Source organism: Geodermatophilus sp. SYSU D00815, assembly GCF_054050035.1.
In genome coordinates, this window is the sequence record NZ_JBJGYO010000010.1 from 83,045 (window position 1) to 107,324 (window position 24,280).

At 73.8% G+C, this 24,280-nt stretch carries 20 protein-coding genes, 1 pseudogene and 1 riboswitch; of the genes and pseudogenes, 12 read left to right on the forward strand and 9 right to left on the reverse strand.

Translation table 11 applies throughout. From position 1 onward, the window contains the following. Positions 1–190: 190 nt before the first annotated feature. Both ACI78S_RS13520 and uvrB read right to left on the reverse strand, forming a co-directional pair. Positions 191–541: an MmcQ/YjbR family DNA-binding protein gene (locus tag ACI78S_RS13520; protein WP_456974063.1), complete on the reverse strand. Its 351-nt coding sequence runs from the start codon at positions 539–541 to the stop codon at positions 191–193. Beyond that, on the reverse strand, positions 541–2,655 hold the full coding sequence (gene uvrB / locus ACI78S_RS13525) for an excinuclease ABC subunit UvrB (RefSeq protein WP_456974065.1): 2,115 nt from the start codon (positions 2,653–2,655) through the stop codon (positions 541–543). Before uvrB ends, ACI78S_RS13520 begins: the two co-directional genes overlap by 1 nt. Positions 2,656–3,014: 359 nt before the next feature. Here uvrB and glgX point away from each other — a divergent pair, with 359 nt between their 5' ends. The 4 genes from glgX to treZ all read left to right on the forward strand — a co-directional run bounded on the left by glgX (position 3,015) and on the right by treZ (position 10,301). Continuing rightward, entirely contained in the window at positions 3,015–5,120 is a 2,106-nt protein-coding gene (gene glgX / locus ACI78S_RS13530) for a glycogen debranching protein GlgX (RefSeq protein WP_456974067.1), read from the forward strand. Then, complete coding sequence (gene treY / locus ACI78S_RS13535) at positions 5,117–7,456, forward strand: malto-oligosyltrehalose synthase (RefSeq protein ID WP_456974069.1); 2,340 nt, start codon at positions 5,117–5,119, stop codon at positions 7,454–7,456. Before glgX ends, treY begins: the two co-directional genes overlap by 4 nt. A 168-nt stretch (positions 7,457–7,624) precedes the next feature. Continuing rightward, positions 7,625–7,785: riboswitch (cyclic di-AMP (ydaO/yuaA leader) on the forward strand. Further along, positions 7,786–8,367: a transglycosylase family protein gene (locus ACI78S_RS13540; RefSeq protein ID WP_456974071.1), complete on the forward strand. Its 582-nt coding sequence runs from the start codon at positions 7,786–7,788 to the stop codon at positions 8,365–8,367. A gap of 179 nt (positions 8,368–8,546) precedes the next feature. After that, positions 8,547–10,301 carry a malto-oligosyltrehalose trehalohydrolase gene (gene treZ, locus ACI78S_RS13545; protein WP_456974073.1) on the forward strand — a complete coding sequence of 585 codons (1,755 nt, stop codon included), beginning with the start codon at positions 8,547–8,549 and terminating at the stop codon, positions 10,299–10,301. A 3-nt stretch (positions 10,302–10,304) separates the two neighbouring features. Here treZ and ACI78S_RS13550 read toward each other — a convergent pair whose 3' ends face one another. Continuing rightward, positions 10,305–10,946 (reverse strand): transaldolase family protein, encoded by a 642-nt coding sequence (locus ACI78S_RS13550; protein ID WP_456974076.1) that lies wholly within the window; start codon positions 10,944–10,946, stop codon positions 10,305–10,307. A gap of 56 nt (positions 10,947–11,002) precedes the next feature. Continuing rightward, a complete protein-coding gene (locus tag ACI78S_RS13555; RefSeq protein ID WP_456974078.1) occupies positions 11,003–12,001 on the reverse strand; it encodes a Gfo/Idh/MocA family protein in 999 nt (332 codons plus the stop codon). Between the two features lie 84 nt (positions 12,002–12,085). Here ACI78S_RS13555 and ACI78S_RS13560 point away from each other — a divergent pair. Beyond that, positions 12,086–12,880: pseudogene (locus ACI78S_RS13560) on the forward strand (ribokinase); the annotation flags it as partial. A 34-nt stretch (positions 12,881–12,914) separates the two neighbouring features. On the opposite strand, the gene ACI78S_RS13565 reads toward ACI78S_RS13560, so the two are convergent. The 5 genes from ACI78S_RS13565 to ACI78S_RS13585 form a co-directional block, all read right to left on the reverse strand. Next, positions 12,915–13,892 (reverse strand): substrate-binding domain-containing protein, encoded by a 978-nt coding sequence (locus ACI78S_RS13565; RefSeq protein WP_456974080.1) that lies wholly within the window; start codon positions 13,890–13,892, stop codon positions 12,915–12,917. Between the two features lie 111 nt (positions 13,893–14,003). Then, on the reverse strand, positions 14,004–15,062 hold the full coding sequence (locus ACI78S_RS13570) for an ABC transporter permease (RefSeq protein ID WP_456974082.1): 1,059 nt from the start codon (positions 15,060–15,062) through the stop codon (positions 14,004–14,006). Beyond that, positions 15,059–16,573 (reverse strand): sugar ABC transporter ATP-binding protein, encoded by a 1,515-nt coding sequence (locus ACI78S_RS13575; RefSeq protein ID WP_456974084.1) that lies wholly within the window; start codon positions 16,571–16,573, stop codon positions 15,059–15,061. Before ACI78S_RS13575 ends, ACI78S_RS13570 begins: the two co-directional genes overlap by 4 nt. 70 nt (positions 16,574–16,643) lie before the next feature. After that, the gene (locus tag ACI78S_RS13580) at positions 16,644–17,069 is read right to left on the reverse strand and encodes an RbsD/FucU family protein (protein WP_456974086.1); all 426 of its coding nucleotides are present in this window, start codon (positions 17,067–17,069) and stop codon (positions 16,644–16,646) included. Next, complete coding sequence (locus ACI78S_RS13585) at positions 17,063–17,677, reverse strand: glucose-6-phosphate isomerase family protein (protein WP_456974089.1); 615 nt, start codon at positions 17,675–17,677, stop codon at positions 17,063–17,065. Before ACI78S_RS13585 ends, ACI78S_RS13580 begins: the two co-directional genes overlap by 7 nt. A 138-nt stretch (positions 17,678–17,815) precedes the next feature. Between ACI78S_RS13585 and xylB the strand changes: the two genes are divergently transcribed. From xylB to ACI78S_RS13620, 7 genes are read left to right on the forward strand one after another with little or no spacing between them, the layout of a single operon-like run. Next, positions 17,816–19,312: a xylulokinase gene (xylB, locus tag ACI78S_RS13590; RefSeq protein ID WP_456974091.1), complete on the forward strand. Its 1,497-nt coding sequence runs from the start codon at positions 17,816–17,818 to the stop codon at positions 19,310–19,312. Next, positions 19,309–20,298, forward strand: a complete 990-nt coding sequence (locus ACI78S_RS13595) for an NAD(P)-dependent oxidoreductase (RefSeq protein ID WP_456974094.1) — start codon at positions 19,309–19,311, stop codon at positions 20,296–20,298. Before xylB ends, ACI78S_RS13595 begins: the two co-directional genes overlap by 4 nt. Further along, the gene (locus ACI78S_RS13600; RefSeq protein WP_456974096.1) at positions 20,295–21,206 is read left to right on the forward strand and encodes a saccharopine dehydrogenase NADP-binding domain-containing protein; all 912 of its coding nucleotides are present in this window, start codon (positions 20,295–20,297) and stop codon (positions 21,204–21,206) included. The genes ACI78S_RS13595 and ACI78S_RS13600 overlap by 4 nt, the downstream gene beginning before the upstream one ends. Next, complete coding sequence (locus ACI78S_RS13605) at positions 21,203–22,123, forward strand: phosphotriesterase family protein (protein WP_456974098.1); 921 nt, start codon at positions 21,203–21,205, stop codon at positions 22,121–22,123. The genes ACI78S_RS13600 and ACI78S_RS13605 overlap by 4 nt, the downstream gene beginning before the upstream one ends. Next, the gene (locus ACI78S_RS13610; protein ID WP_456974100.1) at positions 22,120–22,830 is read left to right on the forward strand and encodes an HAD family hydrolase; all 711 of its coding nucleotides are present in this window, start codon (positions 22,120–22,122) and stop codon (positions 22,828–22,830) included. Before ACI78S_RS13605 ends, ACI78S_RS13610 begins: the two co-directional genes overlap by 4 nt. Beyond that, positions 22,827–23,483 carry a bifunctional 4-hydroxy-2-oxoglutarate aldolase/2-dehydro-3-deoxy-phosphogluconate aldolase gene (eda, locus tag ACI78S_RS13615; protein WP_456974102.1) on the forward strand — a complete coding sequence of 219 codons (657 nt, stop codon included), beginning with the start codon at positions 22,827–22,829 and terminating at the stop codon, positions 23,481–23,483. Before ACI78S_RS13610 ends, eda begins: the two co-directional genes overlap by 4 nt. Continuing rightward, positions 23,480–24,280: a GntR family transcriptional regulator gene (locus tag ACI78S_RS13620; RefSeq protein WP_456974104.1), complete on the forward strand. Its 801-nt coding sequence runs from the start codon at positions 23,480–23,482 to the stop codon at positions 24,278–24,280. Before eda ends, ACI78S_RS13620 begins: the two co-directional genes overlap by 4 nt.

The window sequence follows — 24,280 nt, forward strand, 5'->3', positions numbered from 1 at the left end:
CTCTCCCACCGCCCCTCGTCGGGCGGCCGACGGGCCGGGGACCTGCTGGTCCCGTACTGACGACGCCGCCGCGTGGGGATACTCCCCTCCACGTGCGGACCCGCGGCGCCGGGCAGGCGTCATCGCCCGCGCGTTCCCGTGGGTCCACCGCCTGCAACGCGCCGCCCCGGGGAGGAGTTCCCGGCGGTGGCTACGCCGGCGGGCGCCTGCTCCTGGGCAGCGCGGCGACGATCGCCTCGTAGGAGGAGTCGACCAGCTCGCGCACCTCGTCGTCGGGGACGCCGCCGGTCCACTCGACGGCGTTCCAGCCGTAGCGGCCGACGTAGGAGCTCGTGGTGATCGCGCCGGGGTAGCGCTCGCGCCACTCCGCGGCCTCCTCGGCGTCGCGGCCGCACTTGAGCCCGACGGTGCCGCCGTCGAGGCCGATGAAGGCGAACGCCTTGCCGCCGACCTTGGCCACCAGCTCCGCCTCACCCCACGGGTAGGTCTCCTCGGCGCCGGGCTTGGCCAGGCAGTAGGCGACCAGCTCGTCGCGGGTCATCAGGCGTGGGCGGCGTCGAGCTGGCGGAGCTCCTTCTTGAGCTCGGCCAGCTCGTCGCGCAGCCGGGCGGCGACCTCGAACTGCAGCTCCCGCGCCGCGGCGAGCATCTGGTCGTTCATCTGCGTGATGAGGTCGGCCAGCTCGTTGCGCGGCAGCCCCTGCACGTCGATGGCGCCCGCCTTGCCCTTGGCCGCCTTGCTCGACAGCCCCGGCACCGGGGCCTTGCCGCGGGACTGCTGCCGGCCGGACCCGCCGACCAGCTCCGCCCCGCCGTCCTCCGCCTCGCGGTAGATGCCGTCGAGGATGTCGACGATCTTCTTGCGCAGCGGCTGCGGGTCGATGCCGTGCTCGCGGTTGTAGGCGATCTGCTTCTCGCGCCGGCGGTTGGTCTCCTCGATGGCGGTGGCCATCGACGGGGTGACCGTGTCGGCGTACATGTGCACCTGTCCGGAGACGTTGCGGGCCGCGCGGCCGATCGTCTGGATCAGCGAGGTGCCCGACCGGAGGAAGCCCTCCTTGTCGGCGTCGAGGATGGCGACCAGCGACACCTCGGGCAGGTCGAGGCCCTCGCGCAGCAGGTTGATGCCGACGAGCACGTCGTACTCGCCCTGCCGCAGCTCGCGCAGCAGCTCCACCCGGCGCAGGGTGTCGACCTCCGAGTGCAGGTAGCGCACCTTGATGCCGAGCTCGAGCAGGTAGTCGGTGAGGTCCTCGGCCATCTTCTTGGTCAGCGTGGTGACCAGCACCCGCTCGTCCTTCTCGGTGCGCACCCGGATCTCGTGCACCAGGTCGTCGATCTGGCCCTTGGTCGGCTTGACCACGACCTCGGGGTCGACCAGGCCGGTCGGGCGGATGACCTGCTCGACGAACTCGCCGCCGGTGCGGCCCAGCTCGTAGGGGCCGGGGGTGGCGGAGAGGTAGACCGTCTGCCCGATCCGCTCCTGGAACTCCTCCCAGCGCAGCGGGCGGTTGTCCATGGCCGAGGGCAGCCGGAAGCCGTGCTCGACGAGCGTGCGCTTGCGGCTCATGTCGCCCTCGTACATGCCGCCGATCTGCGGCACGGTCACGTGCGACTCGTCGATGACCAGGAGGAAGTCGTCGGGGAAGTAGTCGAGCAGGCAGGAGCCCGCGCTGCCGGCGGCGCGGCCGTCGATGTGCCGCGAGTAGTTCTCGATGCCGGAGCAGAACCCGACCTGGCGCATCATCTCGATGTCGTAGGTGGTGCGCATGCGCAGCCGCTGCGCCTCCAGCAGCTTGCCCTGCCGCTCGAGCTCGGCCAGCCGCTGCTCGAGCTCGGCCTCGATGCCGCGGATGGCCCGCTCCATGCGGTCGGGGCCGGCGACGTAGTGGGTGGCCGGGAAGACGAAGATCTCGTCGACCTCACGGACCACCTCGCCGGTGAGCGGGTGCAGGTAGTACAGCCGCTCCACCTCGTCGCCGAACATCTCGACCCGGACGGCGAGCTCCTCGTAGACCGGGAAGATCTCGATCGTGTCGCCGCGGACCCGGAAGGTGCCGCGGGTGAACGACAGGTCGTTGCGCGTGTACTGCTCGGTGACCAGGGTGCGCAGCAGGTCGTCGCGGTCGCGCTCCTCCCCCACGCGCAGCCGCAGCGCCCGGTCGACGTACTCCTGCGGCGTGCCCAGGCCGTAGATGCAGGAGACGGTGGCGACCACGATCACGTCGCGGCGGGTGAGCAGGCTCATCGTCGCCGAGTGCCGCAGCCGCTCGACCTCCTCGTTGATCGAGGAGTCCTTCTCGATGTAGGTGTCGGTCTGCGGGACGTAGGCCTCGGGCTGGTAGTAGTCGTAGTACGAGACGAAGTACTCGACGGCGTTGTCGGGGAACAGCTCCCGGAACTCGTTGGCCAGCTGGGCGGCGAGGGTCTTGTTCGGCGCCATGACCAGCGTCGGCCGCTGGACCTGCTCGACCAGCCAGGCGGTGGTCGCCGACTTGCCGGTGCCGGTGGCGCCGAGCAGGACGACGTCCTTCTCGCCGGCGTTGACGCGCTCGGCGAGCTCCTTGATGGCCGTCGGCTGGTCGCCCGAGGGCTCGAACTCGCTGACGACGCGGAAACGCCCCTGGGTGGGCCGGATGTCGGTCTTCGCGCGCACGAGCACGACGGTACGTCGCCGGTGTGACAGAACGGGTCGCTGAGCGCCCTGGTGCCCGCGGGACCGGTCGGCCGCGCCCGGCTACTTGTCCTGCCCGCGGCCTCCGCCTAGGTTGCGTGTCGCAGCAGCGGTGCCCGTCGAGGACCAGCGCCACCCGGATGCCGGGCGAGGTCGGACCCCGGCGGGCGCCGCTCTCCCCCTCCCGCGGGTGACCCCGCTCTCCTCTCCCCGATCCAGGTGTGCGGCAGGCTCGCGCCGGGCACAGCGCCCGGCGAGCCCGTACTGACCTCCTCCCCCATCCCCGGGGAGGGAGGCCACTGCCCTCCCCACGGAGGGCCGCCGCAGGAGGATCGACCCGCATGACACAGGTGTGGCCCGGCACCGCCTACCCGCTGGGTGCCACGTACGACGGCACCGGCACCAACTTCGCGATCTTCAGCGAGGTGGCCGAGAGGGTGGAGCTGTGCCTCTTCGACGAGGAGGGCGCCGAGGAGCGCATCCCCCTCGAGGAGATGGACGGCTTCGTCTGGCACGCCTTCCTGCCCGGCGTCCAGCCGGGGCAGCGCTACGGCTTCCGGGTCCACGGCCCGTACGACCCGGAACAGGGGCTGCGCTGCAACCCGAACAAGCTGCTGCTCGACCCGTACGCCAAGGCGATCGACGGCCAGGTCGACTGGGACGAGGCGTGCTTCGGCTACCGGTTCGGCACCGGCGAGCGCAACGACGACGACTCGGCGCCGCACATGCCGAAGTCCGTCGTGGTCAACCCGTACTTCGACTGGGGCGTGGACCGCCCGCCGCGGATCCCGTACCACAAGAGCGTCATCTACGAGGCCCACGTCAAGGGCCTGACGATGACCCACCCGCGCATCCCCGAGGAGATCCGCGGCACCTACTCGGCGGTGGCCCACCCGGCGATCGTCGAGCACCTCCAGGAGCTGGGCGTCACCGCCATCGAGCTGATGCCGGTGCACCAGTTCGTGCAGGACGACACCCTCCTGCAGAAGGGCCTGCGCAACTACTGGGGCTACAACACGATCGGCTTCTTCGCCCCGCACAACGAGTACGCGACGGCGACCGACGGCCAGCAGGTGCAGGAGTTCAAGGGCATGGTCCGCGCCCTGCACGAGGCCGGCATCGAGGTCATCCTCGACGTCGTCTACAACCACACGGCCGAGGGCAACCACATGGGCCCGACGCTGTCGTTCAAGGGCATCGACAACCGGGCCTACTACCGGCTGGTCGAGGACGACCCGCAGTACTACATGGACACCACGGGCACCGGGAACTCGCTCAACGTCCGCACGCCGCAGTCGCTGCAGCTGATCATGGACTCGCTGCGCTACTGGGTCACGGAGATGCACGTCGACGGCTTCCGCTTCGACCTCGCCTCGACCCTGGCCCGCCAGTTCCACGAGGTCGACCGGCTGTCGGCGTTCTTCGACCTGGTGCACCAGGACCCGGTGGTCAGCCAGGTCAAGCTGATCGCCGAGCCGTGGGACGTCGGCGACGGCGGCTACCAGGTGGGCAACTTCCCCTCGCTGTGGACCGAGTGGAACGGCAAGTACCGCGACACCGTCCGCGACTTCTGGCGCGGCGAGGGCGCGACGATCGGCGAGTTCGCCAGCCGGATCACCGGCTCGTCGGACCTGTACCAGCACTCCGGCCGGCGCCCGGTGGCGAGCATCAACTTCGTCACCGCGCACGACGGGTTCACCCTGCGCGACCTGGTCTCCTACAACGAGAAGCACAACGAGGCCAACGGCGAGGGCAACAACGACGGCGAGAGCCACAACCGCAGCTGGAACTGCGGCGTCGAGGGCCCCACCGACGACCCCAAGGTGCTCTCCCTGCGCGCCCGCCAGCAGCGCAACTTCATCGCCTCGCTCATGCTCAGCCAGGGCGTGCCGATGCTGCTGCACGGCGACGAGCTCGGCCGCAGCCAGGACGGCAACAACAACGGCTACTGCCAGGACTCCGAGCTGACCTGGATGGACTGGGACGCCGTCGACGAGGACCTGCTCGAGTTCACCCGGACGGTCATCCGGCTGCGCACCGAGCACCCGGTGTTCCGCCGCCGCCGGTTCCTGTCGGGGCGTCCGGTGCGCCGGGAGGAGGGCGCGCCGCTGCCCGAGGTCGCCTGGCTCACCCCCGACGGCGACCCGATGGGCGACGAGGACTGGGACGTCGGCTTCGCCAAGTCGCTGGCCATGTACCTCAACGGGCACGGCATCCGGGAGACCGACGAGCGCGGCGAGCGGATCGTCGACGACTGCTTCTACCTGGCGTTCAACGCCCACCACGAGCCGATGGAGTTCACCCTGCCCTCCAGCGAGTACGCCGCCGCCTGGACCGTCGTCCTCGACACGGCCGAGCGCGGCCAGCTCGAGCCCGACGACGTCAAGCCCGGTGAGACGGTGACCGTCGGCGCCCGCGCCACCGTGGTCCTGCGGGCCGCGCCGTGACGGCTCCCGACGAGCGCCGCCGCGACGTCCCCACCGCCACCTACCGCCTGCAGGTCCACGCCGGGTTCACCCTCGACGACGCCGCCGCCGTGGCCGGCTACCTCGCCGACCTCGGGGTGACGCACGCCTACGCCTCGCCGCTGCTGCGCTCGGCCGAGGGCAGCAACCACGGCTACGACACCGTCGACCACGCGCACGTCGACGAGTCCCGCGGCGGGCAGGAGGGGTTCGACCGGTTCGTCGCGGCGCTGCACGAGCACGGGCTGGGCCTGGTGCTGGACCTGGTGCCCAACCACATGGGGGTCGCCGACCCGGCCGCCGCGCCGTGGTGGTGGGACGTGCTGCGGCACGGCCGCGACAGCGCGCACGCCGCCGCGTTCGACATCGACTGGGACTTCGGCGGCGGCAGGGTCCGCATCCCCGTCCTGGGGTCGGCGGACGACGTGGAGAAGCTGGAGGTGGTCGACACCCCCGACGGCCCGGAGCTGCGGTACTACGACAACCGGTTCCCGATCGCCCCGGGCACCGGCAGCGGCACGCCGCAGGAGGTGCACGCCCGCCAGCACTACGAGCTGGTCGACTGGCGCCGCGCCGACGACGACCTCAACTACCGCCGGTTCTTCGCGATCAACACCCTCGCCGGCCTCCGGGTGGAGGACCCGGAGATCTTCGACGCGACGCACGAGCTCGTGCTGCGCTTCGTCCGGGAGGGCAAGGTCGACGGGCTGCGCATCGACCACCCCGACGGCCTGGCCGACCCCAAGGGCTACCTCGACCGCCTCGCCGCGGCGTCGGACGGGCGCTGGACCGTCGTCGAGAAGATCCTCGAGCCCGGCGAGGACCTCCCGGAGAGCTGGGCGACGGCCGGCACGACCGGCTACGACGCGCTCGCCGAGGTGGACGACGTCCTGGTCGACCCGGCCGGCGAGGCCGCGCTGACCGCCCTGGACACCGAGCTGGCCGGGCACCCGGTCGACTACGCGCGGCTGGTGCACGACTGCAAGCGCGAGGTCACCGACGGCATGCTCGGCTCGGAGGTCGCCCGCCTCCAGCGGGTGGTCGGCGACCTGGCGGGCGTGGACGGCGCCCAGGTCCGCGAGGCGCTCGCCGAGCTGCTGGCGTCGTTCCCGGTCTACCGCAGCTACCTGCCCGACGGCCGGGAGCACCTCGACACCACCGTGGCCGCGGTGCGCGACCGGCGGCCCGACCTGGTGGCCGCCGTCGATGCGCTGCACCCGGTGCTGTCCCAGGCCGGCACCGAGGCTGCCACCCGGTTCGAGCAGACCAGCGGACCGGTCATGGCCAAGGGCGTGGAGGACTCCGCCTACTACCGGTGGGCGCGGTTCGTGGCGCTCAACGAGGTCGGCGGCGACCCCGCGCGGTTCGGCAGCACCGTGGCGGAGTTCCACGAGGCGCAGCAGCGGCGGCTGGCGCGCCGGCCGGCGTCGATGACCACGCTGTCGACGCACGACACCAAGCGCAGCGAGGACGTCCGCGCGCGGCTGGCCGTGCTCGCCGAGATCCCGACCGAGTGGGCGCAGCTGGTGCGGGGCCTGCTGGCCCGGCACCCGCTCGCCGACCGGGCGCTGGCGCACCTGGTGTGGCAGAACCTGGTGGGCGCCTGGCCGCTGTCGCGGGACCGGGCGCACGCCTACGTCGAGAAGGCGGCCCGCGAGGCCGGCACGTCGACGACGTGGACCAACCCGGTGCAGGCGTTCGAGGAGCAGCTGCACGCGCTGGTCGACGCGGCCTTCGACGACGAGGGCACGCACCGCGAGATCGAGGCCTTCGTCGCCCGGATCACCCCCTACGGCCGGTCGAACTCCCTGGCGCAGAAGCTGCTGCAGCTGACCATGCCCGGCGTCCCCGACGTCTACCAGGGCACCGAGCTGTGGGACCTCTCGCTGGTCGACCCCGACAACCGTCGCCCGGTCGACTACGACCGGCGCCGGCAGCTGCTGGCCGCGCTGGACGGCGGCGAGGTGCCGGCCGTGGACGACGCCGGCGCGGCCAAGCTGCTGGTGGTCTCCCGCACCCTCCGCGCCCGTCGGGACTCCCCCGGGTGGTTCGCCGGTTACGAGCCGGTCGCGGCGACCGGGGCGGCGGCCGACCACGTGGTCGCCTTCGACCGCGGCGGCGCGGTGACGGTGGCGACCCGCCTGCCGGTGGGGCTGGAGGCGGCCGGCGGCTGGGGCGACACCGCGCTGCGGCTGCCCACCGGCGCCTGGCGCGACCTGCTCACCGGTACCCGGGTGGTCTCCGACGCCGCCGGGGCGCCGGTCCGCGAGGCCCTCACCCGTCTTCCCGTGGCCCTGCTCACCCGCGACCCAGGGTGACGTGCCCGGTGCGGATCGCTGCTCCGCGCCTGGCGCGTCGCCGACACGCCGACGACACTCCCGGGAACCGGCGGGTCCGGGAGGCCGCCACCCCGGCGGGCTCCCTACGGTTCGCCGCGTGCCCGGGCCTCCCTCGGCCGGGCTCCAGGCGCCGGCCCGCCCAACCCCGTCCACCGGTCGCCTGTCCCTCGGAACAGCCCACGGACGGGGGCGGGGGAACCACGTTCGACGTCCGCAGCGACGTCTGGGGGTGAAGCCGCCGCGCGCGGCCGGGCACACCGATCGCCCGAACCCGACAGCTCACCTCGTCGGCGGGGATCGGAGGAAACATGTCCCAGCACGTCCTGCCCCGGCACCGCCGTGTCCGCCGCCTGCTGTGCGGTGGTGCGCTGGCCCTGGGCACCGCGGTGGGGAGCATCGCCCTCGCCGCGCCGGCGTCGGCCGCGACGCACGACTGGAGCGGCGTCGCGCAGTGCGAGTCCGGGGGGAACTGGCACATCAACACCGGCAACGGCTACTACGGCGGCCTGCAGTTCGCCCAGGCCACCTGGGAGGGGTACGGGGGCGGGCAGTACGCCCCCCGGGCCGACCTGGCCACACCCGCGGAGCAGATCGCGGTGGCCGAGAAGGTGCTCGTCGGCCAGGGGATCGGCGCCTGGCCCACCTGCGGCAAGTACCTGCGCAGCGGCTCGACCCCGGCGGCGTCCAGCGCGGCGGCGGCGGGGTCGTCGGCGTCCTCGGGCTCGTCGCAGGGGTCGTCGTCCGGCGGCTCGTACGTGGTGCGTGCGGGTGACACGCTCGGGAAGATCGCGGCCAGGCACGGCATGAGCTGGCGCCAGCTCTGGGCCCAGAACAAGGCCTCCGTCCCCGACCCGCACCGGATCTACGTCGGGCAGCGCCTCCACGTCTGAGGCGGCCGCGTCCGGGTGCCCGGCCGGTTCCCGCCGGCCGGGCACCCGGCGTCCCGGCACGGGGACGCCGGAGGCGAGGTCGCGCGGTCAGAACTCTCCCGGGCGCCGCGGTTGGGCCGCCCCGGCGCGGGCATGATCGGCCCGATCCCGTCCCACCGCCCCCTCGGAGGCCCTCCGCGATGTCCGCACCCGTCGAGTTCTCCGTCTGGGCGCCGCTCCCCCAGCGCGTGCGCCTGCAGGTCGACGGCGCCGTCCACGACATGACCCGGGACGACGACGGCTGGTGGCGGGCCGAGGTCGAGGCGGGCCCGGAGGCGGACTACGGGTTCCTGCTGGACGACGACGACACCCCCCGGCCCGACCCCCGGTCGCGGCGCCAGCCCGAGGGCGTGCACGGGCTCTCCCGCCGGTTCGACCCGGCCGCGTACTCGTGGGGCGACGGCGCGTGGACCGGCCGGCCGCTGGCCGGCGGCGTCGTCTACGAGATGCACGTCGGCACCTTCACCCCGGAGGGCACCCTCGACGCCGCTGTCGACAAGCTCGGCCACCTCGTCGACCTCGGCGTCGACTTCGTGGAGCTGCTGCCGGTCAACGCGTTCAACGGCACGCACAACTGGGGCTACGACGGCGTCCTCTGGTACGCCGTGCAGGAGACGTACGGCGGCCCGGCCGCCTACCAGCGCTTCGTCGACGCCTGCCACCAGCGGGGGCTCGGGGTGGTCCAGGACGTCGTCTACAACCACCTCGGCCCGTCCGGGAACTACCTGCCGCTGTTCATGCCGATCTTCGCCGAGGGCGGCGCGAACACCTGGGGCAGCTCGATCAACCTCTCCGGGCCCGACTCCGACGAGGTGCGCCGCTACATCATCGACAACGCGCTGATGTGGCTGCGCGACATGCACGTCGACGGGCTGCGGCTCGACGCCGTCCACGCGCTGGTCGACGAGCGGGCCACGCACGTGCTCGAGGAGATGGCGCAGGAGGTCGACCGGCTCGCGGTCGCCGTCGGGCGACCGCTGACGCTCATCGCCGAGAGCGACCTCAACGACCCCCGCATGGTCACCCCCCGGGTGGCCGGCGGGCTGGGGCTGACCGCGCAGTGGAGCGACGACTTCCACCACGCGCTGCACTCGTCGCTGACCGGCGAGGGGCAGGGCTACTACGCCGACTTCGCCGAGGCCGGCCTGTCCGGCCTGGCCAAGACGCTGACCGGGGCGTACTTCCACGACGGCGCGTGGTCGAGCTTCCGCAGGCGGCACCACGGCCGGCCGGTCGACACCGCCCTGCTGCCGGGCTGGAAGTTCCTCGGCTACCTGCAGGACCACGACCAGATCGGCAACCGGGCGGTCGGCGACCGGATCTCGGCCTCGCTCTCCCCCGACCTGCTCGCCGTCGGCGCGACGATCGTGCTCACCAGCCCGTTCACGCCGATGCTGTTCATGGGCGAGGAGTGGGGCGCCGCGACGCCGTGGCAGTTCTTCACCAGCCACCCCGAGCCGGAGCTCGGCAAGGCCACCGCGGAGGGGCGGATCGGCGAGTTCGCCGAGCACGGGTGGGACGCCGACGTCGTCCCCGACCCGCAGGACCCGGAGACGTTCACCCGCTCCAAGCTGGACTGGTCGGAGCCGGGCAAGGAGCCGCACGCGCGGCTGCTGGAGCTCCACCGCACCCTGCTGGAGCTGCGCCGCACGCACCCCGATCTGGTCGACCCCGACCTCACGGCCGTGGCGGTCGGGTGGGACGACGACGACCGCTGGCTGGTCGTGCACCGCGGCTCGCTGCGGGTGGTGGCCAACCTGGCCGGCGAGCCGCGCGAGGTCGACCTCGACCGGCCGGCGACGGGCGTGCTGTTCAGCACCGGCGAGGCCCCGCGCCTGGACCGCGAGACCGTCACCCTGCCGGCGGAGACCGCCGTGGTGCTGACGACCGCCTGATCGTCAGCGGTGCCGGGCGGCGGCCGCCTCGAACTCCTCCACCGCCGCCCGGGTCAGCTCGTCGTCGAGCAGGGCGCGGGCCAGGGGCCCGCCCACGGTGAAGTCGGGCACGCCCGCGGCGGCCAGGCGGGCGACGTCGTCGGCGCTGCGCAGCGAGGCCGCCAGGATGCGCGTGGGCTCGCTGCCGATGGCCTGCTGCATGGCGATGACCGACCCGACCCCGTCGCGGCCCGCGTCGGTCATGCGGCCCACGTAGGGCGCCACGCCCTGGATCCCGCAGTCGCGGGCCATGAGGGCCTGGACCGGGTGGTAGACCGCCGTGAGCAGCACCTGGGCGCCGTCCTCCACCAGCGCCCGGGCCGCCGCGAAGCCCTCCGCGGTGGCCGGCACCTTGACCGCGACGGAGCCCAGCGCGCGGATCTCCTCCGCGGCGCGCAGCATCTCGTCGCGCGTCCGGCCGAGCACCTGGACGTACACCTGCTTCACGCCCAGCCCGGTGAGCCAGGCGTGGAGCTCCGGCACGTCGCGCTGCCCGAGGCCGGACCGGTCGAGGATGGTCGGGTTGGTGGTCACGCCGGCGAACACCCCGGAGCTCCACAGCTCGGCGATGAGCTCCCGGTCGGCGGAGTCGATGTACAGGGCCACGGTGTCTCGTCCTCTCGGTGGTGCTGTCTGCGGTGGCGTGCTCTGCGGCGGGTCGCTCAGGCCGGGCTCGCGGCCCGCGCGATCCGCTCGACGGTGCGCACGGTGCGCCGGCTCAGCTCGGCGTCGGCCTCGGCGGCCGGCCGGTCGGCCAGGGCGGCGGTGAAGGCGCGGACCTGGGCGGCGTACTGGTCGCCCTCGACCTCGATCCGCTCGGTGCCGCCGCCGCGGTGCACGAGCACCGTGCCGATCCCGCCGGTGAGGTCGGGGCGGAAGGCGTCGGTGAGGGTGAGCACGCCCTCGGTGCCGACGACGGTGGCGGTGTTGAGGAAGGGCGCGTCGAAGCTGCAGTCCAGCGAGGCCACGACGTCCCCGTAGCGCAGGACGGCGGCCAGGCGGGTGTCGACCCCGCTCTCCCGGGAGGCGACGGCGGCCACCTCCTCGGGCTCGCCGCCGAGGAGGGAGCCGAACAGGTCGACCGGGTAGCAGCCGAGGTCCAGCAGGCTCCCCCCGCCCAGGTCGGGCCGCAGGCGGATGTCGGGCTCGCCGGTGCGGTCCAGCGGGAAGTGCAGGCGCGCCGAGACGGCGACCGGCGCCCCGACCGCGCCCGAGCGCAGGAGGTCCCGGACGCGGGCCTGCTGCGGGTGGTGGCGGTACATGAAGGCCTCGGTGAGCTGCACCCCCGCCGCGGCGACGGCGCGCTCCACCTCCTCGAGCTCGCCGGCGCCGAGCACCAGCGGCTTCTCGCACAGGACGTGCTTGCCGGCCTGCGCGGCCCGCACGATCCACGGCGCGTGCAGCGCGTTGGGCAGCGCCAGGTAGACGGCGTCCACGCCGGGGTCGGCCAGCAGCTCCTCGTGCGTGCCGTAGGCGCGCGGGATGCCCAGCTCGTCGGCGTAGGGGCGGGCCCGCCCGCTCGCGCTGCTGACGGCGACGACCTCGCCGCACCCCGAGCGCCGGATGGCGGGGACGACCTGCTCCCGCGCGATGCGGGCCGCGCCGAGGACTCCCCAGCGGACGCTCTCCACCTCTGCTCCTCCTGCTGTCGTCGTGGTCACCTAGCCTGCTCCTGGCCGCGCCTCCCGCCGGCCGCGGGCCGGACGTTCCCGGCCACCGATCGAGAGGACGTGGAATTGGGCAGAGTGATCGTCTTCGGTTCGCTGAGCCAGGACCTGCACCTGCACATGGACCGCCACCCGCTGACCGGCGAGACCGTGATGTCGGGCGACATCGAGTACCGGTTCGGCGGCAAGGGCGCCAACCAGGCCGTGGCCGCGGCGCGTGCCGGCGCGGACTCGGTCTTCGTCGGCAAGGTCGGCGACGACCCGCAGGGCCACCAGTACCTCGAGCGGCTGGCCGCCTTCGGGGTCGACACCTCCCGCATGGAGGTCGTGCCCGACGCGCCGACCGGGACGGCGATCATCTACAACGACCGCGAGGGCGAGAACATGATCGTCGTCGCGCCGGGCGCCAACCACCGGATGGGCACCGCGGACCTCGACAAGCTCGACGACCTCGGCCCCGGGGACGTGCTGCTCATGCCGCTCGAGCTGCCCCACGACGTCGTGTCCGCCGCCGTGGCGCTGGGGGCGTCGCGGGGCGCCCGGGTGATCCTCAACCTGGCGCCGTTCGCCGCCCTGCCGGAGGCGGTGCTGGCGCAGTGCGACCCGGTGGTGGTGAACGAGCACGAGGCCGGCCTGCTCGAGCGGGCGGGGATCGCCGTCCCCTCGGTGCTGCAGACCCTCGGGGTCCGGGGCTCCCGGTGGGGCGAGGTGCAGGTGCCCGCCGTCCCGGTCACGCCGGTCGACACCACAGGGGCCGGGGACGCCTACTGCGGCACGCTGGCCGCGCGGCTGAGCCGGGGCGACTCCCCCGCCGACGCCATGCGGGCCGCCTCCGAGGCCGCCGCGCGCTGCGTGCAGCACCCCGGCGCCCAGCCGCCCCTGCCCTGCGCTACGGGTGAGCCGGGGCTCACTCGTACAGCATCGCCTGGATCTCCTCGGAGTCGACGTTGTTCGCGTCGTACCAGTACGAGCCGGTGTCCTGGACCTCCTCGAGGGAGTCCCCGTTCACCGCGGCCACCGCCGACTCGACGGTGCACCGGCCGATGCCCATCGGGTCCTGCGTGATGGCGCCGGCCATGAGGCCGCTCTTGATGGCGTCGATCTGCGCCTGGCCGGAGTCGAAGCCGACGACGGTCAGCTCGCCCGGCTGCAGGCCCAGCTCCTTGACCGCGTTGACGATGCCGATCGCCGAGCCCTCGTTCGTGCCGTAGAGACCGGCGAGGTCGGGGTTGGCGGCCAGCATGGCCTTGGCGATGTCGGCGGACTTGAGGTGGTCGCCGTCGCCGTACTGGATGTCGACGATCTCGATGTCCGGGTAGTCGGCCTCGATCTTCTCGACGAAGCCGTCCCGCCGCTCGACGCCGGTGCTGTTGATCTGGCTGTGGCCGACGATGGCGACCTTGCCCGCACCGCCGATCAGCTCGGCCATGTGCTCGGCGGCGAGCGCGCCGGCGGCCATGCTGTCGGTCTGGCAGATGGTCACCGGGACGTCGGAGTTGCAGCCGGCGTCGAACTCGACGACCGGGATGTCGGCCTGCTGCGCCTGGTCCAGCAGCGGGACGCAGGCCTCGGGGTCGAGCGCGGCGTAGCCGATCGCGTCCGGCTGGCGCTCGATGGCCGACTGCAGCATCTGCAGCTGGTTGTCGACCTCGGTCTCGCTCGCCGGGCCGTCGAACGTCATGGAGACGCCGAGCTCCTCGGCCTGCTCCTCGGCGCCGGCCTTGACCGCCTGCCAGAACTGGTGCTGGAACCCCTTGGAGACCAGCGCGATGTCGAGGCCGGACCCGCCGCCCTCGCCGCCCGCGTCCTCACCGCGACCGCACGCGCTCAGGGTCAGCACGAGGGCGGCACCAACCGCCCCGACCGCCTTCATGTGGTTCTTCACAGCTTCGTTGCTCCTTCGAGTGACATGGCCCCGGCACCCTGCGTCGGGGGCCGGTCGGTTCCGGACGAACGTCGGCTTCGGGCGCGGCCGGATCCGCGCGGACGGGTCGGGCTACCTATGGGCGCCGCCCTCGGCGCGCCGCTTGCGCAGGTTGTCGGCGAAGACCGCGATCAGGACGACGAGGCCGACGACGACGGTCTGCCACTCGGTCTGGATCGCGAGGATGCGCAGCCCGTTGATGAGCACGCTCATGATCAGGGCGCCGATGATGGTGCCGAGGATCGACCCGCGGCCGCCGAGCAGCGACGTCCCGCCGATGATCACCGCGGCGATGGCCTGGAGCTCGTACCCGACCCCGAGCTGCGGCTGCGCGGAGTTCAGCCGGGCCGCGAGGACGACGCCGGCGATCCCGGTGGCCACGCCGGCCAGGGTGTAGATGGCCAGGATCCAGCGGCGGGTGTTGATGCCGGAGAGGCGGGTCGCCTCCTCGTTGCTGCCGATCGCGTAGGTCATCCGGCCGAGGATCGTCTTGCGCAGGATGACGCCGCCGACGAGGGCGAGCCCGAAGAGGATCAGCACCGCGTTCGGGATCTTGGGGATGATCTCGCCGAGGGCGATCGAGGAGAACCCGGGGACGTCGGTGAAGTAGATCGGCGCGACGCCGGAGAGCACCAGCGCCAGGCCCTGCGCGACCAGCATCATCGACAGCGTCGCGATGAAGGGCGGCAGGCCGAGCACGGCCACGTTGAAGCCGTTGATGAAGCCGATCAGCGCGCCCATCACGACGCCGCCGAGCACGCCGAGCGGCAGCGGCAGGCCGGCGTCGGTGAGCAGCAGTCCGGTGACCACCGAGCAGAGCGTCATCGCGGTGCCCAGCGACAGGTCGATGCCGCCGGTGATGATCACGAACGTGGTGCCGACCGCCAGGATGCCGATGACGGCGGTGGACAGCAGGATGGAGCTGATGTTCGTGATCGTCAGGAACTTCGGGCTCGCGATGAAGAAGATGATCATCAGCGCGATGAGGGTCCCGAAGGCCAGCAGCTGCTGGAGCCCCTGACCGAGGGCGGCGAACCGGCCGGTGCGGCCGGCCGGTGCCGGGGCGACGGCCTCCGCGGGCGGCGACTGCGTGCGGGCGTCGGCCAGGTCTTCTGCGCGTGGAGTGGTCATGCCGCAACTTCCTCGATGTTCTGGGTGGCCAGTTTCATGATCGTTTCCTGATCGGCCCGGTCCGGCGTGAGCACGCCGGTGATGCGGCCCTGGGACATGACGGCGATCCGGTGCGAGAGCCGGAGGACCTCGGGGAGCTCGGAGGAGATCACCACGATGGCCTTGCCCTCGGCGGCCAGCTCGTTGAGGAGCTTGTAGATCTCCTCCTTGGCGCCCACGTCGATGCCCCGCGTCGGCTCGTCGAAGATGAGCACGTCGCAGTTGCGCGCCAGCCACTTGGCGATGACGACCTTCTGCTGGTTGCCACCGGAGAGGGTCTTCACGGTGGTCCGGCTCGACGGCGTCTTGATCCGCAGCGTCTTGATGAAGCGGTCGGTCATCTGGCGGGCCCGGCCCTGGCGCAGGAACCCCAGCGGGCTGCGGTTGTCGCGCAGCGAGGCCATGGCCACGTTGAACGCGACGTCCTGCTCGAGCATGAGGCCGTGCCGCTTGCGGTCCTCGGGGAGGTAGCCGATCCCGTGCCGGACGGCGACCTGGGGGCTGGAGATCCGCACCGGCCGGCCCTTGACCTCGACGGTCCCCGCGGTGGTCGGGTCGGCCCCGATCACCGCCCGGGCGGTCTCGGTGCGGCCGGCGCCGACCAGGCCGGCGAAGCCGAGGATCTCCCCGCGGTGGACCTCGAAGGAGACGTCGCGCAGCAGGTTGCGGGTCGACAGGCCGCGCACCGACAGCGCCACCTCGCCGGTGTGGGTGGGCACCTCCTGCCGGCTGAGGTACACCGCCGAGATGTCGCGGCCGACCATCATCGCGATGATCTCGTCGTCGGTGACCTCGTCCATCCGCCGCGTGCCGACGTAGCGGCCGTCGCGCAGGACCGTCACCCGGTCGGCGATCTGGCGGAGCTCCTCCATCCGGTGGGAGATGTAGACGATGCCCACGCCCCGGTCGCGCAGCGACGTGATGAGCCGGAACAGCACCTGGGTCTCCTGGATGCTGATCGCGGACGTCGGCTCGTCCATGATCAGGATCTTGGTGTGGTCGAAGGACAGCGCCTTGGCGATCTCGACCATCTGCTGCGAGGCGACCGTGAGGTCGCCGACGACCTGGGTGGGCCGCAGGTGGATGCCGAGGTCGTCGAGCAGCCGCTGGGTCCGCCGGTTCAGCTCCGACTCGCGGACCAGGGGTCCGGTGCGGGGCTCGCGGCCGATGTAGATGTTCTGGGCCACCGTCAGGTGGGGCATCAGGTTCATCTCCTGGTGGATGATGCTGATGCCCAGCTTCTGGGCGACCTTCGGGTCGTGGACGTCGACCTCGTCGCCGTCGATGACGATCCGGCCGGCGTCCATGGTGTAGATCCCGGAGAGGATCTTCATCAGGGTCGACTTGCCGGCCCCGTTCTCGCCGACCAGGGCGAGCACCTCACCCCGGTCCAGCTCGAAGTCGACGCCGTCCAGGGCCTGGACGCCGGGGAACCCCTTGCGGATGCCCTCGACCTTGAGGAGCTGACTCATGCATTCACCGCCTGACGCGTTGTCTCTCGGAGCTCGTCGGTCGCCCGGAGCTCGTGGCCGGCCGCGCCGCTCACACGACGCCCTTCTTGAGCAGGTAGCAGCTGTAGGGGACGGTCTCCCCCGTCTGCACGAAGGCGTACGCCCCCTTCGCCAGGTCGTAGAAGGCGAAGCGCTCCACCGACGCGATCCGCACGGGGCGCCCCTCGGCCGCGTCCGCGGCCTGCTGGAGGCTCGCCGTCGCGGCCGTGACCTCCTCCGGGGCCCCGTCGATCTCCATCCGGTGCACCGCCTCGTCCACGAAGCCGTCCAGGGGGAAGACGCTGAGCAGCGCCTCGGCCGCGGCCTGGGTGTCCACCCCTCTGAAATCGATTACAGGGGCACCATAGCGGTAGGCCGGGAAGTTGCGGTCCACCACGCCCAGCACGTCGCCGTGGCCCATCCGGTCGAGCAGCGAGAGCAGCGGACCGGTCAGCAGCGGGTGGACGTTCTTCAGCACGGGGCGCTCTCCTCGGGGTAGCCGACGTGGTCGGGGTTGGGGCGGGTGGTCCAGCCGCCGGCGCCGTCGGCTACGACCAGGGAGGCCATGCCGCCGGCCCGGCGGATGAGCTCGTAGTCCTGACCGGCGTCGGCCCCGTAGCAGAACAGCGTCACGAACGGCTCGTCGCCGACGTTCACGCTGCGGTGCACCCAGTGGCCGGGGACGTGGACGGCCTCGCCCGGCGTCAGCGGCAGCGCCTCGGTGCGGCCGTCGAGGGTCTCGAGGAGCATGACGCCGGTGCCGCCGAGGCAGTAGTACAGCTCCGCCCGGTCGGCCTTGGCGTGCAGGTGCCCGCGGGTGACGGCGAACTCCTCGCCGTACCGCCCGGGCTGCAGGGTGCTGGTGCCGATGATCAGGGCACCCTCGCCCGTCGCGTTGCGGTGCTCCTCGACGCGGTAGACGAGGAAGTCGGGCCCCTTCTCGGCCAGCGCTCGGCGGTACGCCGCGTCGTCCCGGTAGACGCCGGCCATGTCGCCGAGCCGCTTCTCGTAGGCGGACGTGGCACCTGCCATCGCCCCGTCCGCGCCGAGGGCCAGCAGCCCCGGTTCCGGCACCGTCGCCGTCATGCGACCTCCTCCTGCTGTGAGCCGCGCCTCACCGTAGGGGCGCGAACCTGTTATGACAAGTCTTTGACAACTTGTCATAACAGGACGGTAAAGTACCGCCGCGGGATCCCCCGTAGACCCCGGCCACAGGAACGGTTGATGATCGTCGCGCACGACCTCGGCACGTCCGGGAACAAGGCCTCGCTCCACGACGAGTCGGGCACCACGCTGGCCACCCTGACCGTGGACTACCCCACCTCCTTCGCCACCGGGGGCGTCGCCGAGCAGGACCCCGAGCACTGGTGGCACGCGGTCGGCGCCGCCACCCGGCAACTGCTCGAGCGCGCCGGCGTCCCCGGCTCCGCGGTCACCGGCGTCGGCATGTCCGGCCAGATGATGGGCGCCGTCTTCCTCGACGCCGACCACCGGCCGGTCCGGCCCGCGATCATCTGGGCCGACACCCGCAGCACCGCGCAGGCCGACCGGCTGCTCGCCGAGGTCGGCCAGCAGGAGGCCTACCGGCGGCTCGGCCACCGGATCCACCCCACGTACACGCTCGCGAAGACGATGTGGGTGCGCGACGCCGAGCCGGAGACGTGGGCGCGGACCCGGCACGTCTGCGTGGCCAAGGACTTCGTGGTGCACCGGCTGACCGGCACGCTGGTCACCGACCCCTCCGACGCCTCCGGCACCGACGCCTTCGACCAGACGAGCGGCGAGTGGTCCCCGCTGCTGCTCGACGCCGCCGGGATCCCCGCCGAGGTCCTCCCGCCGGTGGTCGCCTCCACCACCGTGGTGGGCGGGCTGACCGCCGAGGCGGCCGCGCACACCGGCCTGCGGCCGGGCACCCCGGTCGTCCTGGGCGGCGGCGACGGGCCGATGGCCGCTGTGGGGGCGGGGGTGCTCACCCCGGACGACGGCGCCTACGTCTGCCTCGGGTCGTCCTCGTGGATCTCGGCCTCGACGACCGAGCCGCTGCACGACCCGGCGATGCGGTCGATGACCTTCAACCACGTCGTCCCCGGCCACTTCGTGCCGACGGCGACGATGCAGGCCGGCGGCGCCAGCCTCAGCTGGGTCATGGAGCTGCTCGGCCGCTCCGGCACCGGCTACGACGAGCTGCTGGCGCAGGCCGCCACGGCCCCCGCGGCCGACGAGGGGCTGTTCTTCCTGCCCTACCTGCTGGGCGAGCGCTCGCCGCACTGGAACGCCGCGGCGGCGGGCACGTTCGCCGGGCTGCAGCGCCACCACGGCCCCGGCCACCTGGTGCGCGCGGTGCTCGAGGGCGTCGCCTTCAACCTGCGCACCTGCATCGCGGCCTTCACGGAGAACGGCATCGCCGTCGACAGCGTCGACGTGATCGGCGGCGGGGCCGGCAGCGACGTGTGGATGCAGGTCCTCGCCGACGTCTGGCAGGTGCCGGTGCGCCGCCGCACGATCGTGGCCGAGGCCAACAGCCTCGGCGCCGCCGTCACGACGGCGGTGGGGCTCGGCCTCGTCGACGGCTTCGGCGTCGCCCGCGGGCTGTCGACGACGACGGCGGAGTTCACGCCCGACGCGTCGCGGGACGGGCTGGTCCGCGCGCAGCACGACGTCTTCCTCGACGCCTACTCCCGGCTCGAGCCGTGGTTCGACCGGCGGACGGTGACCCGGTGAGCGGGACCGTCGTCGTCACCTCGCGGTCGTTCTCCAGCGGCGCCGTCGACCTCGTGGCGCGGCTGGAGGACGCCGGCCTGACGGTGGTGCGCGGCTCGACCACCCACGACCTCGAGGCGCTGCGCCCGGCCCTCGCCGACGCCGTCGCCTGGATCGCCGGCACCGCGCCGGTCACCGCCGAGCACCTGGCGGCGGCGCCCGCGCTGCGGGTGGTCGCGCGCTACGGCGTGGGGGTGGACGCGGTCGACCTCGCGGCGGCCGAGCGGGCCGGCGTCGTCGTCACCAACACCCCCGGGGCCAACAGCGAGGCGGTCGCCGAGCACGCCGTCGCGCTGCTGTTCGCGGTGCTGCGCGGGGTGCCGGCCGGCGACCGGCGCGTGCGCCGCGGGGACTGGAGCGTGCTGCGCGGCCGCCAGGTGGCCGGCTCGGTCGCCGGCGTCGTCGGTTTCGGCCGCATCGGCCGCGGGGTCGTCCGGCGGCTGGTCGCGCTCGGCTGCGACGTGCTGGTGCACGACCCCTACGTCGCCGAGGGCGACGTGCTCGCCGCCGGTGCGAAGCCGGCGACGCTCGAGGAGGTGGGCCGCGCGGCGCAGGTCGTGTCGCTGCACGCCCCCGGGGGCGCGACCGTCGTCGACGCCGCCTGGCTGTCCCGCTGCCCGGCCGAGCAGGTCGTGGTCAACACCGCCCGGGCCGACCTGGTCGACGAGCCGGCCCTCGCCCGCGCGCTGCGCGAGGGACGGCTGGCCGGGTACGCCGCCGACACCCTGGCCGCCGAGGCCGGCGCCGACGCCGCCTCCCCCCTGCTCGCCGACGACCTCGCCGACCGCGTGGTCGTCACCCCCCACCTCGGCGCCCAGACCCGGGAGGCCGTCGACGCCATGGGCGGCCTCGCCGTCGACGGCGTCCTCGCCGTCCTCGCCGGCCGGGCGCCCGCCCATCCCGTGACCCCGCCCCCCGTGACCCCGCCCCCTGGAGCCCGTTCGTGACCCCCAGCCCCCGCCGCATGCGCTTCGTCGGCGTGAGCACCGCGTCGTCGTCGATCATGAAGGTCTTCCCGCTGTGGTCCGGCATCCTCGGCCTGGACGCCGAGCTGGTCGGCCTCGACGTCCCGCTGGGCGCGCCCGCCGAGGCGTACCGGCGGGCGGTCGCGGAGATCCGGGACGACCCGGCGTGCGCGGGCGCCCTGGTCACCACCCACAAGATCGCGGTCTTCGACGCCGCCCGCGACATGTTCGACGACGTCGACGAGTTCGCCGCCAGCGTCGGGGAGATCTCCTCGATCGCGGTGCGCGGCGGCCGCACGCTGGGCGCGGCGAAGGACCCCCTGACGGCCGGCCTCGCGCTGGAGGAGGTCCTCGCCGACGACCACTTCGCCGACGGCGCGCAGGTGCTGTGCCTGGGCGCGGGCGGGGCCGGCACCGCCATCGGCTGGTACCTCGGGCAGCGCAAGGACGCGCCGGTCCGCATGACGTTCGTCGATCCCGAGAGCACCCGGCTCGCGCACCTGCGCGAGGTGCTCGCGGCGCACGCCCCGCACGTCGAGCTGCGCACCCTGACCGTGGGGCAGGCCGACCTCGAGGCCGAGCTCGCCGCGCTGCCCGAGGGCAGCCTCGTGGTCAACGCCACCGGCATGGGCAAGGACCGCCCCGGCTCGCCGCTGCCCGCGGCGGCCCGCTTCCCCCGGCGGTCGGTGGTGTGGGAGCTCAACTACCGCGGCTCGCTGGAGTTCCTGGCGCAGGCGCGGGCCCAGGAGCGGGAGCGGGAGCTGACCGTCGTCGACGGGTGGCGGTACTTCATCCACGGCTGGTCGCAGGTGATCGCCGAGGTGTTCGAGCTCGAGATGGACCCCGCCCTGGTCGCCCGGCTGGCCGAGGCGGCCGAGAGCGTCCGATGAGCGCCCGGGTGCGCACGGTCCTCGGGGACGTCGAGCCGGCGGCCCTCGGGCCCACCGACTACCACGAGCACCTCTTCCAGGTCAGCCCGCTGCTGCGCGGCGACGAGCTGGACGACGAGGCGGCCAGCGGGCGCGAGGCGGAGCTGCTGCGCGCCGCCGGCGCGGGCGCCGTGGTCGAGGCGACGCCCACCGGGCTGGGCCGCCGGCCGGACGCGGTCGCGCGGATCTCGGCGCGGACCGGGCTGGCCGTCGTGCACGTCACCGGCGCCCACCGCGAGGCCCACTACGCCCCCGGCGACCCGCTGCTGGAGGAGACCGCCGAGGCCCTGGAGTCGCGGTTCGCCGCCGACCTGTTCGACGGCATGGACGGCACGGCCGTGCGCGCCGGGGCGGTCAAGGCCGGCGCCGGGTACTGGGCGCTGACCGCGTTCGAGCGCCGCGTGCTGACCGCGGCCGGGCGGCTCGCCGGCCGCACCGGGGCGCCGGTCATGGTGCACCTGGAGCACGGCAGCGCCGGCCACGAGGTGCTCGACCTGCTGGCCGCCGAGGGCTGCCCGGCCGACCGGGTGGCCCTGGCCCACGTCGACCGCAACCCCGACCCGGTGCTGCACGGCGAGCTCGCCGCCCGCGGCGCCTACCTCGGCTACGACGGCGCGGCCCGGCACCAGCGCTGGCCCGACTCGGTGCTGGTGCAGTGCCTCGCGGCGGTGGTCGGGCGCGGCGGGGGCGAGCGGGTCCTGCTCGGCGGCGACGTCGCCCGCCGCACCCGCTACGTCGCCTACGGCGGCATGCCCGGGCTGGCCTACCTCTTCGACCGCTTCGTGCCCCGCCTGCGCGACGCCCTCGGCGCGGCCGCCGTGGAGACGCTGCTCGTGGCCAACCCGGCCCGGTGGCTGGGCTGGGAGCCGGCCCGATGAGCCTGCGCGCCTTCGGGCTGGAGATCGAGGCCGTGGTCTTCGACGTCGACGGCGTCCTCCTGGACACCGCGGCCGGCTGGGCCCGCACCGAGGAGGCGTTCTGCGCCGCCTACTCGGTGGCCTACACCCCCGAGCTCGCCGCGGGCACGCACGGCACCGGGCTGGAGGACAGCGTCGCCGTCCTCACCGCCGGCGCGCCGGGGCGGGTGGAGCCCCGGTCCGCCGCGGCGCTGATGCGCCGCCTCGCCGAGGAGCACGTGCCGGGCACGGCCGAGCCGATGGAGGGCACCCTCGAGGCGATCGAGGTCATCCGCCGGCACGTGCCGGTCGCGATCGCGTCCAACTCCGAGCGGCCGCTGCTGGAGCTCCTGCTCGCCGCCAGCGGCCACGCCGCCCTCGTCGACACCGTCGTCAGCGCCACGGACGTCGCCGCGCCCAAGCCGGCCCCCGACGTGTACCTGCGCGCGACCGAGCGCCTCGGCGTCCGGCCGGGGGCGGCGCTGGTCGTGGAGGACTCCCCCACCGGCGCGGCCGCGGCCTCCGCCGCGGGCTGCTCCGTGGTGCACTTCGCGCCGGAGCCGTCGAGCCCGCCGTTGCCGCAGGCGGTGGCGACGGTCCGCGGCCACCTCGACCTGCTGCGCCGGCTGGGGCTGGACGACCCGCGCCACCGGCCCCGCACGACCCCCGACGGGAAGGGACGCCCATGACCACCGATCCGCAGGCCGTGCTCGACGCCGGCGAGGACCTCCTGGCCCTGAGCCCCGTCGTCCCCGTCGTGGTGATCGACGACGCGGCCGACGCCGTGCCGCTCGCCCGGGCCCTGGCCCGGGGCGGCGTGCCGGTCATGGAGATCACCCTGCGCACCGAGGCCGGCCTGGCGGCGATCGAGCGGGTGGCCGCGGAGGTGCCGGAGACGACCGTCGGCGCCGGCACGGTCACCACGCCGGAGGAGGCGGCGGCCGCCCGGCGGGCCGGCGCCCGCTTCGTCGTCACCCCGGGCGCCACCGACCGGCTGCTGGCCGCGGCCCTGGACACCGGCCTGCCCCTGCTGGCCGGGGCGAGCACCCTCACCGAGATCCTGCGGCTGCGCGAGCACGGGCAGCGGGCCGTCAAGTTCTTCCCGGCCGAGGCCGCGGGCGGGACCGCCTACCTGCGCGCGGTCGCCGGCCCCGTGCCGGACGTGCGGTTCTGCCCCACCGGCGGGATCACGCCGGACAACGCCGCGGAGTACCTGGCGCTGCCGAACGTCGGCTGCGTGGGCGGCTCCTGGCTCACCCCCCGCGCCCTGGTGCGGGCCGGCGACTGGGCGGGCATCGAGCGGCTGGCCGCCGAGGCGGCCGGCCTGGCGGCCGACCGGTGACCGCAGCCGCCGGCCCGGGGACCCGCCCGCTCGACAAGAACTCGCCGGTCCCCTACTACCAGCAGCTCAAGGAGATCCTCCGCGCCGACATCGAGCGGCTGGGGCTGCGCCCCGGCGACCGGCTGCCCGGCGACCACGAGCTGTGCGAGCGCTACGGCGTCTCCCGCCCGGTGGTGCGCCAGGCGCTGTCGGAGCTGCAGTACGAGGGCGTGCTGCAGCGGGTGAAGGGCCGGGGCACCTTCGTGCTGCCGCAGCTGACGTCGCAGAGCCTGGTCCAGTCCCTCACCGGCCTGTTCGACGACGTCGCCGCGCTCGGCCGCACCCTGCGCAGCGAGGTCCGCACCCTGCGGGTGGTCGCCGCCGACGCCGAGGTCGCCGCGCGGCTCGAGGTCGCCGCGGGCACCGCCGTGGTGGAGATCGAGCGGCTCCGGTTCGTCGACGACGAGCCGTGGGTGTACACGGTCAGCCACGTGCCCGCGGCGATGGCGCCCGACCTGGTCGACCAGGACCTGCGCGACCAGTCGCTCTACGCGCTGCTCGAGCGCCGCTACGGCCTGCGGCTGGCCCGCAGCCGCCGCACGGTGGAGGCCCACGGTGCCAGCTCCGCCCTCGCCCGCGACCTGGGGCTGCCCCGCCACGGCGCCGTCCTCAAGCTCACCAACGTCAGCTACGGCGAGGACAACCAGCCGGTGGAGACGTTCGTGGCCTACCACCGCGGCGACCGATCCCGGTTCGAGGTGGAGCTGGAGCGGGCGCCGGCCGGGCGGGCCGTGCCGCCGCTGGTCCGGGTGGTGTGA

Excerpts from the sequence above, each read along its gene's own strand:
- ACI78S_RS13570 (WP_456974082.1), bottom strand. The coding sequence starts at position 15,062 with ATGACCACTCCACGCGCAGAAGACCTGGCCGACGCCCGCACGCAGTCG.
- ACI78S_RS13585 (WP_456974089.1), bottom strand. The coding sequence starts at position 17,677 with ATGACGGCGACGGTGCCGGAACCGGGGCTGCTGGCCCTCGGCGCGGAC.
- ACI78S_RS13610 (WP_456974100.1), top strand. The coding sequence starts at position 22,120 with ATGAGCCTGCGCGCCTTCGGGCTGGAGATCGAGGCCGTGGTCTTCGAC.
- ACI78S_RS13520 (WP_456974063.1), bottom strand. The coding sequence starts at position 541 with ATGACCCGCGACGAGCTGGTCGCCTACTGCCTGGCCAAGCCCGGCGCC.
- xylB (WP_456974091.1), top strand. The coding sequence starts at position 17,816 with ATGATCGTCGCGCACGACCTCGGCACGTCCGGGAACAAGGCCTCGCTC.
- ACI78S_RS13605 (WP_456974098.1), top strand. The coding sequence starts at position 21,203 with ATGAGCGCCCGGGTGCGCACGGTCCTCGGGGACGTCGAGCCGGCGGCC.
- glgX (WP_456974067.1), top strand. The coding sequence starts at position 3,015 with ATGACACAGGTGTGGCCCGGCACCGCCTACCCGCTGGGTGCCACGTAC.
- ACI78S_RS13575 (WP_456974084.1), bottom strand. The coding sequence starts at position 16,573 with ATGAGTCAGCTCCTCAAGGTCGAGGGCATCCGCAAGGGGTTCCCCGGC.
- treZ (WP_456974073.1), top strand. The coding sequence starts at position 8,547 with ATGTCCGCACCCGTCGAGTTCTCCGTCTGGGCGCCGCTCCCCCAGCGC.
- ACI78S_RS13540 (WP_456974071.1), top strand. The coding sequence starts at position 7,786 with ATGTCCCAGCACGTCCTGCCCCGGCACCGCCGTGTCCGCCGCCTGCTG.
- eda (WP_456974102.1), top strand. The coding sequence starts at position 22,827 with ATGACCACCGATCCGCAGGCCGTGCTCGACGCCGGCGAGGACCTCCTG.